Source organism: Dokdonia sp. Hel_I_53, from assembly GCF_007827465.1.
In the GTDB taxonomy this organism is placed as follows: domain Bacteria; phylum Bacteroidota; class Bacteroidia; order Flavobacteriales; family Flavobacteriaceae; genus Dokdonia.
Genome location: NZ_VISL01000001.1, coordinates 1,711,945 through 1,728,152, shown reverse-complemented (window position 1 = coordinate 1,728,152; position 16,208 = coordinate 1,711,945). Strand labels below are relative to the sequence as shown.

General features: G+C 35.3%; 10 protein-coding genes. 7 read left to right on the top strand and 3 right to left on the bottom strand.

All coding sequences use genetic code 11. The features are described from left to right. Positions 1 to 4 precede the first annotated feature (4 nt). From OD90_RS07715 to OD90_RS07705, 3 genes are all read right to left on the bottom strand, one after another. Positions 5 to 1,417, bottom strand: a complete 1,413-nt coding sequence (locus tag OD90_RS07715) for a sensor histidine kinase (RefSeq protein ID WP_144668568.1) — start codon at positions 1,415 to 1,417, stop codon at positions 5 to 7. Between the two features lie 4 nt (positions 1,418 to 1,421). Further along, the gene (locus OD90_RS07710; RefSeq protein ID WP_144668567.1) at positions 1,422 to 1,970 is read right to left on the bottom strand and encodes a response regulator; all 549 of its coding nucleotides are present in this window, start codon (positions 1,968 to 1,970) and stop codon (positions 1,422 to 1,424) included. A 225-nt stretch (positions 1,971 to 2,195) separates the two neighbouring features. After that, positions 2,196 to 5,216 (bottom strand): aminotransferase class III-fold pyridoxal phosphate-dependent enzyme, encoded by a 3,021-nt coding sequence (locus OD90_RS07705; protein WP_144668566.1) that lies wholly within the window; start codon positions 5,214 to 5,216, stop codon positions 2,196 to 2,198. Between the two features lie 258 nt (positions 5,217 to 5,474). On the opposite strand from OD90_RS07705, the gene OD90_RS07700 reads away from it, so the two are divergent. The 7 genes from OD90_RS07700 to OD90_RS07670 all read left to right on the top strand — a co-directional run bounded on the left by OD90_RS07700 (position 5,475) and on the right by OD90_RS07670 (position 16,140). Then, entirely contained in the window at positions 5,475 to 6,635 is a 1,161-nt protein-coding gene (locus OD90_RS07700; RefSeq protein ID WP_144668565.1) for a homogentisate 1,2-dioxygenase, read from the top strand. Positions 6,636 to 6,801: 166 nt separating this feature from the next. Beyond that, on the top strand, positions 6,802 to 7,962 hold the full coding sequence (gene hppD, locus OD90_RS07695) for a 4-hydroxyphenylpyruvate dioxygenase (protein ID WP_144668564.1): 1,161 nt from the start codon (positions 6,802 to 6,804) through the stop codon (positions 7,960 to 7,962). A 100-nt stretch (positions 7,963 to 8,062) separates the two neighbouring features. Then, entirely contained in the window at positions 8,063 to 8,881 is an 819-nt protein-coding gene (locus tag OD90_RS07690; RefSeq protein WP_144668563.1) for a DUF3108 domain-containing protein, read from the top strand. Between the two features lie 8 nt (positions 8,882 to 8,889). Continuing rightward, positions 8,890 to 9,828: a tryptophan 2,3-dioxygenase family protein gene (locus tag OD90_RS07685; RefSeq protein ID WP_144668562.1), complete on the top strand. Its 939-nt coding sequence runs from the start codon at positions 8,890 to 8,892 to the stop codon at positions 9,826 to 9,828. 19 nt (positions 9,829 to 9,847) lie between these two features. Beyond that, positions 9,848 to 11,134, top strand: coding sequence for a peptidoglycan DD-metalloendopeptidase family protein (locus OD90_RS07680; protein WP_261374481.1), 1,287 nt, complete (start codon positions 9,848 to 9,850; stop codon positions 11,132 to 11,134). A 17-nt stretch (positions 11,135 to 11,151) separates the two neighbouring features. Then, a complete protein-coding gene (pgi, locus tag OD90_RS07675; protein ID WP_144669666.1) occupies positions 11,152 to 12,765 on the top strand; it encodes a glucose-6-phosphate isomerase in 1,614 nt (537 codons plus the stop codon). A 171-nt stretch (positions 12,766 to 12,936) separates the two neighbouring features. Next, positions 12,937 to 16,140, top strand: coding sequence for a carboxypeptidase regulatory-like domain-containing protein (locus tag OD90_RS07670; RefSeq protein ID WP_144668561.1), 3,204 nt, complete (start codon positions 12,937 to 12,939; stop codon positions 16,138 to 16,140). Positions 16,141 to 16,208 lie beyond the last annotated feature (68 nt).

The window sequence follows — 16,208 nt, the reverse complement described above, 5'->3', positions numbered from 1 at the left end:
TTTTTTATTTTTTTAGTGTGAATGTAAACGTACTTCCCTCTCCTAGCTTAGAGTCTACAGTGATAGTTCCTTTATGCAGTTCAACAATTTTTTGACAAAAAGCAAGACCTATTCCCGTTCCTTGATACTCTTTTGCAGTATGTAAGCGTGTGAACATATTAAAGATTTTATCTAGATGTGCCTTTTTAATTCCTAAGCCATTATCAGATATTTTAAAAGTGTAATAATTAAGGGACTCGCTTACACCAATATGGATTTTTGGGGTTTTCTCTTTCGGCATAAATTTAATCGCATTCCCAATTAAATTTGCAAAGAGCTGTCTCAGCTCTACAGGGTATCCAGATATTTTAGGTAATGAGTCATTAGTGATCACAGCGCCTGTGTCTTGAATGTTTGAAATCATATCACTTTTGATTTCTTCAAGCAGTTTACTAAGCTCTACTTTTACGCGTCTGCCCGATTTACCTAATCTACTATAATTAAGTAAACCAGTAATAAGTCCTTTCATTCTCTCAGTGGCCCCCTTAATAAAATTAAAATACTGAGAAGCATCAGAATCTAGTTTTTCTCCATATTCCTCTTCAAAAAGTGCTATAAAATTATCTACCGTACGTAGTGGTTCTTGTAAATCATGAGAGGCGATGTAAGCAAACTGGTTAAGTTGCTTGTTTTTATTCTCCATCTGATGAAGTAAATCTTCATTAACTTCTATTTGAGCCTCTTTAAGCTCAATCTCATTATCGCGTGATTTTAATATTGAAGTTAACTCATCATTGTTCTCTGCAAGTCTTGTAAATAAGGGTAGTAATCGCTGTCTAACTGCATAGACGTTATAGAGCATTAAAAGAAGTGCAATTGCTAATGCTACTAGACTGAATACAAAAATTGTATCATACGTAGATTTTCTATCTATGAGAAGCTCATTTTCTTCGACAAGCATTACATCTTTAATGTTGTCTAGTGAATCTATAAGGCTAAGTATTTGAGTTCTACCTGCACGTCTTCTATTCTCATCTGGAGTGCCTAGTACGAAATTATCCATACTATTATTCATTCCAGAGACTCTTTCATTAATTAGCGCTCGGTATTTTCTAAGGTTATCTAATTGTGAAGGATTGTCGTATATCTTTGATTGTATAACGTCAAGTTTATTGTCAAGTTTGGCGATTTCAACTTTAAAGTCAATTCTGTATTCAGGATCCTTACTTATTAGATAACCCCTTAGTTTACTTTCTGCGCGAGTTAATGTTTCTGAGAGGCTGTGTATATCTGCTTTTACTCCATTGGTATGAATAATCCATTTTTGAGAATACTGGGAAGCAAAGTATAAAGCGACTATTAAAATAATGACCGCAAGGGTAGAAAAGAAACTTAGATACAGGGATCTAACGATATTTTTTGAATCCTTTGTATCCATTTATCTACTTTAGAGATAAAAATTTAAGCACTTTGTCTTTTAAAGACAGTATGGCTTCCTTGTGCTCATAAGCTTCAAAATCATGATGTCTCAAAAAGTCAGTAAGCTCTTTTTCTCTAGCGTCTTTTTCTCTTTGCTTTTCTAACCTATCAATAAGTTCTTTCTTTTCTGATATAAATTTCTCAAATAGAGGTCTTAATTTTTCTTGTAAATTTTGTAAATTTTCTTTCAAGAAAAATCCAGATGCTCCTTGCATGATAAGCTCTGCAGCTTTCTCCTCATTATTTAAGTTGCCTGTGATTATAATAACTGGAATGTCTTTATTAAAACTTTTTACTTGTTTTATTACATCAAAGCCTGTAAATCCCTCTAGGTTGAAATCACTTACTACAATATCAGGGACAAACTGCTTGAGCGCCACAGATAGTGAAAGCTCTTTATCCGAAACACTTATTTCAACATTGGAGCAGAATTTTTTAATCTGCTTTTGAACCAGAAAGGCGTCAGAGACAAGGTCTTCAACAATGAGAATGCGTAAAGGAGTATCAATCATTTATAGTAATATTATATTGTGGGTAAAGATAGGCGGAATATAAAAGCAACAATCTTAACATTTTCAAAAAAATAAAATGTTCTTTTTGTCTCTAAAGATCTTATTTTTAGATCATTTAAGTTTTTACTTCCCCCTCATATTTATGATTGCATTGAGAGTTTCATTATGTAAATTGAATTTTAAATAAAAGATATGCCAATAAATAGACAAACACTGCAACCTTTATTATCTCATAAAGTCCTCCTGCAATATTTTCTTTAAATAAAAAATTAAAGTAGTTGCGTTTTCTATACTAAAAGTAAGTGGAGGTTTAATTTTAATAACATTATTATCTTGACCATCAACACCCATCAGGATGCTATGGTCTTTCATACGGTTAATAAGATAATTTGCCTGTAAGGGTAACGGGTTAAGGTTAGTACCCACAAGTTCAAAACCTAGAAATAACCCTTGTCCTCTCACATCACCTATAATTGGGAAATCTTTAGCAAGTTTGCTCAGTTTAGATTTAAGGTAACTTCCCACTACCAAAGCATTTTGCTGCAAATTTTCTTGCTTGATGGTGTCTAAAACCGCTTTACCTATAGCGCAGGAAACTGGATTCCCTCCATAGGTATTAAAATATTCCATTCCATTTGAAAAAGCATTTGCAACTTCTCGAGTACAAGCTACCACTGCTATTGGATGTCCGTTCCCAATGGGTTTCCCAATGGTAACAATATCGGGGATAACATCATGAAGTTCAAAACCCCAAAAATGTGTTCCTATACGTCCTACACCCGTCTGTACTTCGTCAGAGATGCACACGCCTCCAGCATTTCTTACTGTTTTAAAAGCTCCTTTTAAAAATCCATCTGGTAATTCAATTTGTCCACCACAACTAATGAGACTCTCGATAATAAAAGCGCCTACTTTTTGTCCACTAGATTCAATTGCTTGGATACATTTATGTACCTCTTCAATATAGTTTTGAGAGGCACAAGCATCTCTGTATACACCTCTATACGTGTCAGGTAAAGGAAATAGATGTGTGTCACTTGGTTTTCCGCTTCCACCTTTACCATTAAATTTATAAGAGCTTACTGCTACCGTGCTTATTGTATTCCCGTGGTAACCCATTTCTGATGCGATTACTTGTTTGCTTCCTGTTACAACTCGAGACATACGTAGCGCAAGTTCATTTGCTTCGCTACCTGAATTTACAAAATGGAGCACACAAATTTCCTTTGGCAGCGTTTGTAATAACGCTTGAGAAAATTCCATAATATCTTTATGTAAATAGCGTGTATTTGTATTAAGTAACGCCATTTGATCACGCCCAGCGATAACAACAGCTGGATGTTCGTGCCCTAAGTGGGCCACATTATTTACCGTATCAAGGTATTTTTTCCCGTATTGATCTAAAAGATACACCCCATTACCGCGTACCATTTGGATAGGAGAATCATAGTGCAGGGACATCCCTAGACCTAAATGCTGCTTTCGATAATCTATAATTTTACGGTTTGTAGTTGTTTTTTTACGCTTTCGCGAAAGCGTATCAATTCCAAAAAGTATCATAGGATCTGGACATAAACTTTTCCAGCTCTTTATTTCGTGATGGAATGCTACGCCCGGAAAATCATCTATAAAATTGAGCAGACTAAGCTGCACTTGAAAATGCAGATGCGGTGCCCAGCTACCATTCTCCTCTGGAGATCCTAAATACCCTACGCAATCTCCTTTAGATAAGAGATCACCTTTTGTTAGAGCAGCGCTGCTTTTTTTGGACAGATGGCCATACAGGGTGTAAAATATTAGGTTGTCTTCATTATGTTTTAAAATAATGAGTCCACCGTAGTTTTTATGTTGCTTTTGAAATGTTGAAGTGACTACTTCTCCGTCAAAAATTGTATGCACAGGTGTTTCTGCGGGCAGCCAAAAATCAACTCCTAGATGCACACTCCTATTCTGTTTTCCAAAGTCGGCTTCTGTGTCAAAACTATCATCTGTATAAAGCGGCCTAGGTTCTAGATATCCTCCCGCAATGATTTTAGAAGGCACTTTTTTTTGTAATTGATTGATGTTGTATTGAAACCAGTCTAGATTATTGAAATCTATTTCGTGCCCTATCCAAGTGCTAGATACGCTTAAATCAAGTGGGTAAACATTTTTACGTTGTACGGTTGGAAAAAGTGCAGTAAGGGGAAGCTGCTTTTTTTTTATCCAATTATTAAATTCATTTCGTGAAGGATGTGGGGGAAGACCTACGCTTTCGCGAAAGCGCATCAAAGCAAATTCTTCATCTATTAAACTCCATTTTTTTAAGTTACCCCATGCTGCTTTCTCACTAACAAATAGATATGAATTCTCAGGATTTTTGGTATGGTTTATAGCAGCTTTAACTACAGTGATCACAAGGCGCATCTGTATGGTGATATATAGGTGAGCCAGTTCTTCTACGCTTAATTTACATGCCTCATTATACCCACGAATAATGGGCAATATTGCTCGCAGCGGATCGATATGTTCCATACTGACGTATGCGCACATAATTGCTAGGTCATTAATGCGTTGTGTGTAGATGGAATCGCCAAAATCAATTAAAGCAATAACTTCTGGAGTAAGCTTATCAAAAGAAACTATTATGTTATTGTCATTTGCATCATTGTGTATGATTTGTTTAGGAAGCGATTTATAAGAACCTTGAAGAGCTTCAAAACGAGTAATGATTGGAATGATTCTATTTTCTTTTGATCTTTTGAGTATATGAGTAAATTTTTTAGTCCATAGCGATTGTGCTATATCCCATTCTGATATATACTGAGAACAGGGATGTGTAAAAGTTGCTAGTGCGTTTGTAAGCTTTCCTCCGTAGCTTCCCAATTGTTGTTTAATACGAGTATTCTTAGGTAAAACTTCACCCCATAATCTGCCCTCAATCCAGGTATAGAGTCTTACAAAAATTACTTGGTTCTTTTCATCTTTTAGTTTAACTAATTTTTTACCGTCTTTGGTGGTTATTGCTTTAGGTATATTAAGATCCCTAGCAAAATCTTTAAGATGATTAAGAAGGGCTATTTGAAATTCTAATGAGTTACTTGTACTTGCAGTTCTTGAAATTTTCAAGATGAATATCTGCTCATCAGGGGTGTGTACTTTATAGTTAAGGTCTATTTCTCCAGGAAGAATGGTCAATTTACCTTTTATATTGTAATAATCTAGAAGAATTTCTTTTGCAGTATCTAGGTGGTTATTGACACTCATATTTTAATGGATAATTAATGTGACTGAAAGGTAGTAAATGTCTACAATTAATAGCATTGTTGCGGCAAGGACATAATATATAAATTGGGACTGTATTGAATTTTAGAAAAAGCCTAAATATTATTATATATTTACAGAGATGATATTACATAGTTGGACATATTTATTATTACTTCTTAAATTCCTCATAAAGAGGAGTCCTGAATAGACTTATACTTGTTTTTTTAAGTAACTTTAAGTCAATTTAAAAATATATAAATGCCTTTTTATCATAAACTGGGAGAGATTCCTCCTAAACGTCACACGCAATTTCGTAAACCAGATGGGGAGCTATACAACGAGCAAGTATTCGGAACCATCGGATTTGATGGTATGAGCACCATAAGCTACCATAACCAGCGACCCACACAAGTAAAAGAAATTAAAAAGCAATATTCTGTGAAGCCAGAAATTGCCAAAGAAAATAACATTCAATCGTATCGCTTCCGTGGTTTTCAAATTAAACCAGAGAAAGATCTTTTAGAAAGTCGTAAAGCTGTTTTGACAAATAGTGATTGTACGATACTTCTTTCTGCTCCACAAGAGCGAACACAAGATTATTTTTACAAGAACACAGATGCAGATGAGCTTATATTTGTGCATAGAGGTACGGGAAAATTACGTACCCATTTAGGGAATCTAGATTTTAAATATGGAGATTATCTACTAGTTCCAAGAGGTGTGATTTATAAAATGGACTTTGACACTGATGATAATAGACTTTTTATTGTGGAGTCTCGAAGACCCATTTACACCCCAAAAAGATATCGTAATTGGTTTGGTCAATTGTTAGAGAGTTCCCCTTTTTGTGAGCGAGATTTGCGCCAGCCTTATGAGCTAGAGACTAACGATGAGGATGGAGAATTTTTAATCAAGGTAAAAAAGCAAGATGATATTTTTGAAATGCTCTATGCATCACATCCTTTTGATGTTGTAGGGTATGATGGATACAATTATCCTTATGCTTTCTCCATTCATGACTTTGAGCCTATCACAGGTCGTATACACCAGCCACCCCCAGTACACCAGACCTTTGAGACAGATGCATTTGTGGTATGTAGTTTTGTACCTAGAAAATATGATTATCATCCTCTAAGTATACCCGCACCTTATAATCACAGTAATATAGATAGTGATGAGGTCTTATATTATGTAGATGGAGACTTTATGAGTCGTACAGATATTGAAGCTGGACATATATCACTACATCCAGCAGGTATACCGCATGGCCCACATCCTGGAACTGCAGAAAAAAGTATTGGAAAAGAAGGGACAGAAGAGCTAGCAGTAATGGTAGATACTTTTAAACCCCTTAAAGTCTGTAAGGATGCGATGGGAATAGCAGATGAAGAGTATTATCAAAGTTGGTTAGATCACTAATTAAAATAAACTAAGTTTTTTGCTTAAGCTAAATCTTTATCAAAGAACTTAAATTTTTAAAAATTATCCATATAAGACTACACTTCTTAGAAGATTAAGAAGTATTATACAAAAATTAATAGCAATGATGGTATTGTAAATACAGCATTGTACTAGAGTAATAGACATGAAAGAAGATTTAAAATCCGTTGACTACGGACTAGAAAAAATTTTTGAAGGAGCACAAGATTTTTTACCCCTATTGGGAACAGACTACGTAGAATTTTATGTAGGAAATGCAAAGCAAGCCGCTCACTTTTATAAAACAGCCTTTGGATTTCAATCATACGCTTACAAAGGTCTAGAGACAGGCTCTAGAGATGAGGTGAGTTATGTGATTAAGCAAGATAAAATACGTATTGTACTTACTTCTCCTTTAAATAGTAAATCCCCTATTAATGATCATATCGTTAAGCATGGTGACGGTGTTAAAGTAGTTGCTTTATGGGTAGAGGATGCTAGAAGTGCTTACGAAGAGACAACAAAACGTGGGGCAAAATCATATTGTGAACCCTTTGTAGAAAAGGATGAGCATGGAGAGACAGTACGCGCTGGAATTTACACCTATGGTGAGACTGTTCATATGTTTGTAGAACGTAAAAATTATAATGGTCAATTCTTGCCAGGTTACCGTGAGTGGAAATCTGATTACAATCCAGAGCCTACAGGACTTAAGTATGTAGATCATATGGTAGGTAATGTAGGTTGGAATCAAATGAATACGTGGGTAAAATTTTATGAAGAGGTAATGGGCTTCGTGAACTTCTTATCTTTTGATGACAAGCAAATTCATACGGAGTACTCTGCACTTATGAGTAAGGTGATGAGTAATGGAAATGGTCGCATCAAATTTCCTATAAACGAACCTGCAGAAGCAGCCAAAAAGTCTCAAATTGAAGAATATTTGGATTTTTATGAAGGAGCAGGTGTACAACATCTTGCAATGGCGACAGATGATATTATTAAGACAGTTGCGCAACTTAAAGCGAGAGGAATTGACTTTTTGCCACCTCCACCACAAACCTATTATGATGACATTCCACAACGTTTAGGTGAGCATATGAAAGTCATGAAAGAAGATATAGAACGACTACAAGAGCTTTCTATACTTGTAGATGCAGATGAAGATGGGTACTTACTACAAATTTTTACAAAACCGTTACAAGATAGACCTACGTTATTTTTTGAAATCATACAGCGTATGGGAGCAAAGGGGTTTGGTGCAGGTAATTTTAAGGCGCTATTCGAGTCGATAGAAAGGGAACAAGCCCAAAGAGGAACACTCTAAAAACCTAAATATCTAAAGGTCGCAATATCATTGCGGCCTTTATTTTTTACCTTTGGAACAACATTTGTATTATATATCGTTATAAGCAAATAACCAAAATATGAAACTAACATCAAAAATAATAGCATCGATACTGGTAGCCTTAAGTTTACTTATGAGTCTTTCATTTGTGAAGGCACCAGAACAGCTATTGGATATTAAACGTAGAAATTCTTACAAAGCAGGTGAATGGCTTAAGTTTAGAGTTCACTACGGTTTACTTACAGGCGGGTATGCTACTATAGCAATTAATGATGAGGTGTACAAAGGAAATGATGTTCACCATATCAAAGGTTTTGGTGAAACTACAGGTATTGTAGGTCTAGCCTTTGGAGTAGAAGACTATTATGAAAGCTGGGTAGATAAAAAAACAGATTTACCTTATAAGTTTTTACGTAATATTGATGAAGGGGGGCATAAGAAACATAGAGTTGTAGAATTTGATCATAAAAATAATACAGCACTTATAAAAGACTTGAGACGTAATAAAGAAACGGTCCTAAAAACGGAGCCAAATATCCAAGATTTAGTGTCTGCGATGTATTACTTGCGCAATAACTTAGAAACGTCAAACCTAAAAAAGGGAGATGAAATTGACTTGACGATGTTTTTTGATGGAGAAAACTATCCATTTAAGATGCGGTTTATTGACAAAGAAATTGTCAAGACTAAATTTGGAAACGTAAAAACATTAGTGTTTAAACCACTAGTTCAGTCTGGTAGAGTTTTTAAAGAAAAAGAAAGTCTTACCATGTGGGTAACAGATGATAAAAATAAAATCCCTGTGCGCATACAAGCAGACCTTTCAGTAGGTTCGCTCAAGGCAGATCTAGATGCATATCGTGGTCTTAAACATCCATTTAAAATTACATTTGACTAAGTATTTTAATGAGAAAGCCTATACAACCAGACATAGAAAAAATCATTGATGCTCTTGATGATAAATATGAAAAAATAGACCAAGATCTAGATGACCATCTAGAGGGTCTTTTACAAAGTAAACCCATTACGTATTGGGATTATATTCATACAGACGCCTTACTTAATTTACAATTACCACGTACTAGTTTTCCTGATGAGAATGTATTTATTATGTATCATCAGATTAATGAACTTTTATTCAAAATGGTACTTTGGGAGATCGATCAGGTGGCACATCACCCTAATCTTACTGTAGACTTTTTTAGCTCTCGGTTAGATAGAATTAGTCGATACTTTGATATGCTCACAAGTTCTTTCAGTATTATGCAAGAGGGAATGGATCTGGATCAGTATATGAAGTTTAGAAAAACTCTTACTCCTGCAAGCGGGTTCCAGAGCGCACAATATCGTAAAATAGAATTTGCAAGTACAGATTTAATTAATTTGATTGATGCCCGCTTTCGCGAAAGCATAGATCGTAATACTCCTTATGAGCATGCTTTAGAACATTTATACTGGCAAGCAGCAGGTAAGGATTACAAAACAGGCAAAAAATCATATCTACTCAGCGCTTTTGAAGAAAAATATAAAAATGACTTTGTAGCCTTTACAAAAGAATATAATACTATAAATTTGTACGCCCGTTTTAAGTCGCTACCTTTAAAAGACCGTGAAAATCAGAAATTACGTGACGCAATGCGTCATTACGATTATACTGTCAATGTAACTTGGGTAATGTCTCATTACAATGCTGCTAGTCATTACTTAAACAATGGCAAAAAAGTTGTAGAAGCAACAGGTGGCAGTGAGTGGACAAAATATATGCATCCTAAGTATCAAAGAAGAATCTTTTTTCCAGAGGTATGGACTAAAGAGGAGCTTGATAACTGGGGGCACGACGTTTAATTTTAAGAACCTACTTTTTGTGAAATATCAGTTCCCCTTTCTTTTTTTTATATGCTTTGTTATAATTTCTTGTAATAAGACTACAGAAGAAAACATTAGTGCAGAAGAAATCTATGAAGCTCCGCCAGAAATCGTAAAAGAATACGGTTACGTACTAGATGATTTTGTTGTAGAGCGGGATACTGTGCAGTCTGGAGACAGTTTTGGAAAAATTCTTTTTGAAGCAAATGTAGATTATGCAACAATTCAAGAAATATCAGATAGTGTACAACCTGTTTTCAATACGAGCCGCATACGTCCAGGAAAACCATATGTAGTTTTGAAGTCTAAGGATTCTATTGAAGCGGCAAAGGTTTTTATATATGAGCAAAGTAGAGAGGATTATGTGGTTTTAGATTTCCAGTCTACGGTAAAGGCTTCTTTAGAAAAACATCCCACGACAACATATGAGCGTGAGATATCTGGTGTGATAGATAGTAATCTTTCATCTACATTTGATGACCTTGGAGTTAGTGTAAACGTGGCTTATAAAATGGCAGATATTTATGCATGGACTATAGATTTTTTCAAACTACAAAAAGGAGATCGTTTTAAGGCAATATATGAAGAGCGATTTGTGAATGATACAATCCCAGCAGGTATAGGGAAAATAAAAGCAGTGTTATTTGAACATGCTGGAAGAGAGATGTATGCTTTTAGATTTGAAAATGACTCTTTGCCAGGTAGCTTCGATTTCTTTGATGAAAATGGAGATAATTTAAGAAGAGCCTTCTTGAAAGGACCACTTAAATTCAGTCGTATTTCTTCTAGGTATAATTTAAAAAGACGTATAAAATATTACGGATATAGGTTGAGACCACATAAAGGAACTGATTTTGCCGGAGCTATAGGCACACCTATTCTAGCAACTGCAGATGGTGTGGTAACAAAATCAGAACGTCGAGGTGGAAATGGTAATTATGTCAAAATAAGACACAATGCTACTTATGACACACAATACTTACATATGCAGAAGCGTAATGTTAAAGTAGGCCAATCAGTACGACAGGGAGATGTGATAGGAACAATAGGTATGACAGGTAATTCTGGAGGACCTCACGTATGTTATCGTTTTTGGAAAAATGGTAGGCAAGTAGATCCTTTCAAACAGGACCTTCCTGCATCCAAACCTCTCGCAGAAAATTTGGTGCCTATTTATGATAGCATACGCAAACCATTACAAACAAGATTAGATGGTATTCCTTGGTTTTCTGAAACCGTGGATCAGGTAGAGCTCCAAGAAGAACTAGCGCTGAGTATTCAGTAAATTTCAATAGATTCATGATGAGAAATATAAACCCAACTACTACAACAGCTTGGAAAAAGTTAGACGTGCATTTTAAAGAAATGAAAAATGTACAGCTTAAAGATCTTTTTAATGATGAAGGTAGAGCTGTTGATTTCAGTATTCATTGGGAGGATTTTTTAGTTGATTACAGTAAAAACTTGATCACTAAAGATACACGTGCTTTGCTTATTGATCTCGCAGAGGAGGCAGGTCTCAAAAGTGCCATGAAGAGCTATTTTGGGGGAGATAAAATTAATGCGACAGAAGGCCGTTCAGTTATGCATACTGCCTTGAGGGATGAAGGTGATACCGCTTTCGCGAAAGAGGAAGTTGACTCCGTTAAAAAACTAATTGAAGATTTTACACAAAAAATAATATCAGGGAGACATAAAGGTGTTACTGGAAAAGCTATTACTGATGTTGTTAATATTGGAATAGGTGGTTCTGATTTGGGACCTCAGATGGTTGTGGAGGCTCTTAAGTTTTATAAAAACCATTTAAATGTACACTTTATCTCAAATGTAGATGGTGATCATGTAATGGAAACTTTAAAAAAACTTAATCCAGAAACAACTCTTTTTGTGATTGTTTCTAAAACATTCACAACTCAAGAAACTTTAACAAATGCCCAGACCGTACGAAAATGGTTTGTAGAGCAGTTAGGTGAGAACGGAGTATCAAGTCATTTTGTAGCAGTTTCTACTAATCTAGAAGCGATAGCTGATTTTGGTATAGATCATAACAATGTGTTCCCTATGTGGGACTGGGTAGGAGGGAGATTTTCTCTGTGGAGTTCTGTAGGGCTTTCTATTGCATTAGCCATTGGCTACAAAAACTTTGAAAGTTTATTGCATGGTGCTTATAAAATGGATAGGCATTTCAGAGACACTCCATTTGATCAAAATATCCCAGTGCTTACGGCACTCCTCAGTGTGTGGTATAATAACTTTTACAAATGTGAGACAGAAGCAATAATTCCATATACACAATACTTGCATAGATTACCTGCCTATTTGCAACAAGCCATAATGGAAAGCAATGGGAAAAGTGTAGATCGTAATGGTAAGAAAATAACGTATGAGACTGGAAATATCATATGGGGAGAACCGGGTACAAATTCACAACATGCATTTTTTCAACTGATACATCAAGGGTCTAAATTAATTCCAGCTGATTTTATTGGATTCAAAAAATCACTTTATGGAAATAAAAACCATCACGATAAACTGATGGCAAACTTCTTTGCACAGACAGAAGCATTGATGAATGGAAAAACACTTGAGCAAGTAGAACTTGAGTTATCTACCAAAGAAATGTCTAGAAATCAGATTGAGCAGCTTAAACCTTTCAAAGTGTTTTCTGGAAACAAGCCTACCACATCATTTTTGATTGAAAAGTTGACCCCAGAAAGTTTAGGTGCTCTTATTGCTATGTATGAACATAAAATATTTGTACAAGGCGTAATATGGAATATTTATTCTTATGATCAATGGGGAGTAGAACTTGGGAAGCAACTAGCTACTAAAATTTTAAATAATATTGACAGTATAGATGAAAGTGTGCATGATTTGTCTACGATTTCATTAGTTAATTCTTACAAAAAATCTTAGTTTTCAGGATTTAAATTAATATCTAATCTCTTTTTTTAAGATATCAATAGTATTAGCAGGGTTTAATTGATGTGATCATAATAATGTGTTAAAATAGATAAGTTAACCTTCTGTTAATCTAGATCTTTCATAGTAATGAGTAATTTCGCGCCAGCTAATTATAAATATATTATGAAAAAATTCACAATTTTATCTTTGATTGCTTTGTTCTTCGTGAGCGCAGCGTCATTTGCACAGGGTGTAACTACCAGTGGTATTTCAGGACGAGTTCTTGAGGGTGCCGAAAGTTCTCTGCCAGGCGCAACAGTTGTTGCTACACACTTACCTACAGGTTCTGTATATGGAGCGGTAACTGATTATGATGGTTTTTACCGTTTAACAAATTTAAAACCTGGTGGTCCGTATAATGTTAAGATCACATATGTAGGTTTTGATGATTACGTTCTAAATGGCTTTTCACTTACTTTAGGTGAGACTAGACGTATCAGTGCTACGCTAACAGAATCTCAAAACGCTCTTGATGAGGTGGTAATTACTGCAACGACAAATGGTGTTTTTGATGCAGATAAAACAGGTTCTGAGACAACAATCAGTCAAGCTAAAGTTGATGCACTACCTAACATCTCAAGATCAATTTCTGATTTTGCACGTTTGACACCTGAAGCGCAAGTGAGAGGGGATAATGAATTATCAATCGGAGGTCAGAACAATCGTTATAATGCACTTTATGTAGATGGTGCTGTAAATAATGATGCTTTTGGTCTTTCTGATTCAGGAACAAATGGAGGTCAAACAGGTGTGAATCCAATCTCTATTGATGCGATTGAATCTTTTCAAGTAAATGTAGCTCCTTATGATGTAACTATTGGTGGATTTTCCGGAGGTGCCATTAGTGCTGTTACTAAGTCTGGATCAAATACATTTGAAGGTTCTGCCTATACTTTGTTTAGAAATCAAAATCTTGCTGGAAAAACACCTGGAGATTTTGAAGATGAAAGTGAAAGAGAAAAGTTACCTAGATTTACAGCTTATACAAACGGTATAAGATTAGGTGGACCGATCATTAAGGATAAATTGTTCTTCTTTGTAAATTATGAAGGTCAGAAAGATGAAACACCACAGCCTTTTAATGGTGATTATGCCGGGGATTCAGGTATTTCAGGTCTCAGTGCTTTTAGAAATTATTTGATAAGCGAATATGGTTACGATCCTGGTACTTTTAACGAGAACACGAGAACATTAGACAGTGATAAAATTTTATTTAAATTAGATTGGAATATCAATGAAGATCACAAGCTTTCTTTCCGTAACAATTACGTGAAGGCTGACTTTTTTGGTATAGGAAGATCCAGTTCAAGGGTTATAAACTTTACTGGTGGTGCCCAAAATTTTGAATCAATTACAAACACAGCTTCTCTAGAATTAAATTCTGTGTTTGGAAATAATTTTTCTAATCGCTTTGTCTTTGGATATACAAGAGTTAGGGATGATAGAGGTATTAACGGTGATCCCTTTCCAAATATTACTGTTAGAGATGGTGACGGAAGAATAAATGCTGGTTCTGAGGCATTCTCTACGGCAAATTTACTCAATCAAGATATTTTTACATTAACAAATAACTTTCAGATTTTTAAAGGAAGACATACAATTACCTTGGGAACGCATAATGAATATAGCTCTGTAAAGAATCTCTTTTTAGGTCGTAATTTTGGTGCGTATAGCTATAATTCATTAGAAGATTTTTTCAACGATGATGCTGATAGATATAGAAGAGGTTATTCTTTACTAGGTGGGTCAGGTGATAATTCAGTAGGAGCTGCAGAGTTTGATTTATTTCAATTAGGATTCTATGCTCAAGATGAATACCAATTAACTGAAAACTTCAGATTAACTGGCGGTTTAAGAGTAGATCTTCCTATTTGGGATGATGGACGTGGTAATGAAGATTTTAATACTAGAGGAGTTGAATTGTTGGAGGCTGCTGGTAAAGATTTACAAGGAGCACGTGTTGGCCAAGGTCCAAAAGTTACAGCACATATCTCTCCTAGATTAGGATTTAATTGGGATGTAAAAGGAGATAAAACAACTCAAATACGAGGTGGTTTAGGGGTATTTACATCGAGAATTCCATTAGTATGGCCAGGTGGTGCTTATAATAATAATGGTGTAACAGGTGACGAAGTAGATTTTAGAGCTAGAAATGGTTTTGTGCCAGATTTCAATCCCGATGTCAACTCTCAATTTACAAGAGATTTAGAATTTACAGGTGATATTGACCTTCTTGCTGAAGATTTAAAACTACCACAAGTCTTTAAGAAAAGTTTCGCTGTTGATCAAAAGCTTGGATATGGATTTACACTTTCTGGAGAAATATCTCATAGTGATGTGATTTCCGGTGTAAATTATGAAAACTTAAACCTTGAAGGTCCTCAATTTCAGACTACAGGTGCGGGATCAAGAGATAATTATGGATTTGAAAAAATAGATGATACTTATGGTAATGTGTTTTTATTATCAAACACTGATGAAGGTGAATCTTATAATGCTTCAGTGACTTTGGGAAATAATTTTTATTCGTCAAAATTAGATATCAGATCTTCTGCGACCTATTCATATGGACGTTCTACAACTGTCTTTGATGCTACGAGTTCTAGGAGTATCTCTAACTGGGCTTTTAATGAGAGTGTAAATGGATCAAATCAATTAGGAACCTCAATATCAGATTTTAGTCAAGGACACAGAACACTTGCAAATGTGGTTATGGATTACAAATGGTCTGATAATGTCAAAACGACTATCGGCTTATTTTATGAAGGAGCAGAAGGAACACCATATAGTTATGTAGTTGGATTTAGCGAGGGCTTGATCGCTGACGTAGATGAAGGATTCGTGGCTTTACCATATATTCCAGCTACATTTGAGGAAGCAAACTTAGTGGAGAATCGTGATGGAGTATCTGCCGAAGATCAATATGCAGCACTTGAGGCATTTATTTCGCAAGATGATTATCTCCAAGATAGAAGAGGTCAATTTGCAGAGCGTAATAGAAATAGAGCTCGATGGAGTCATGTGATTGATTTAAAATTTGCTCAAGAATTTTCTGTAAATGTGAAGGAAACAAAGCACACATTCCAATTTTCTGCAGATATTTTCAACTTCACAAATCTTCTTAACAAGGATTGGGGAAGAAGATACTTTACAAGTGGATTTGATACAGCTACATTGTTAAACTTTGAAGGTTTTGCAGCAGATGGAACTACTCCTCAATATACATTTAATGATGGAGTAGGCAGAGGATTGAATCGAATTGATGATGCTGGTTTTAATTCTTCAAGATGGCAAATGCAATTAGGTTTACGTTATATCTTTAACTAAGACCTGTTTAAATATTAATAATTGCTTCATGCAATTTTAAAAAGCCGCAACTGGAAACAGTAGCGGCT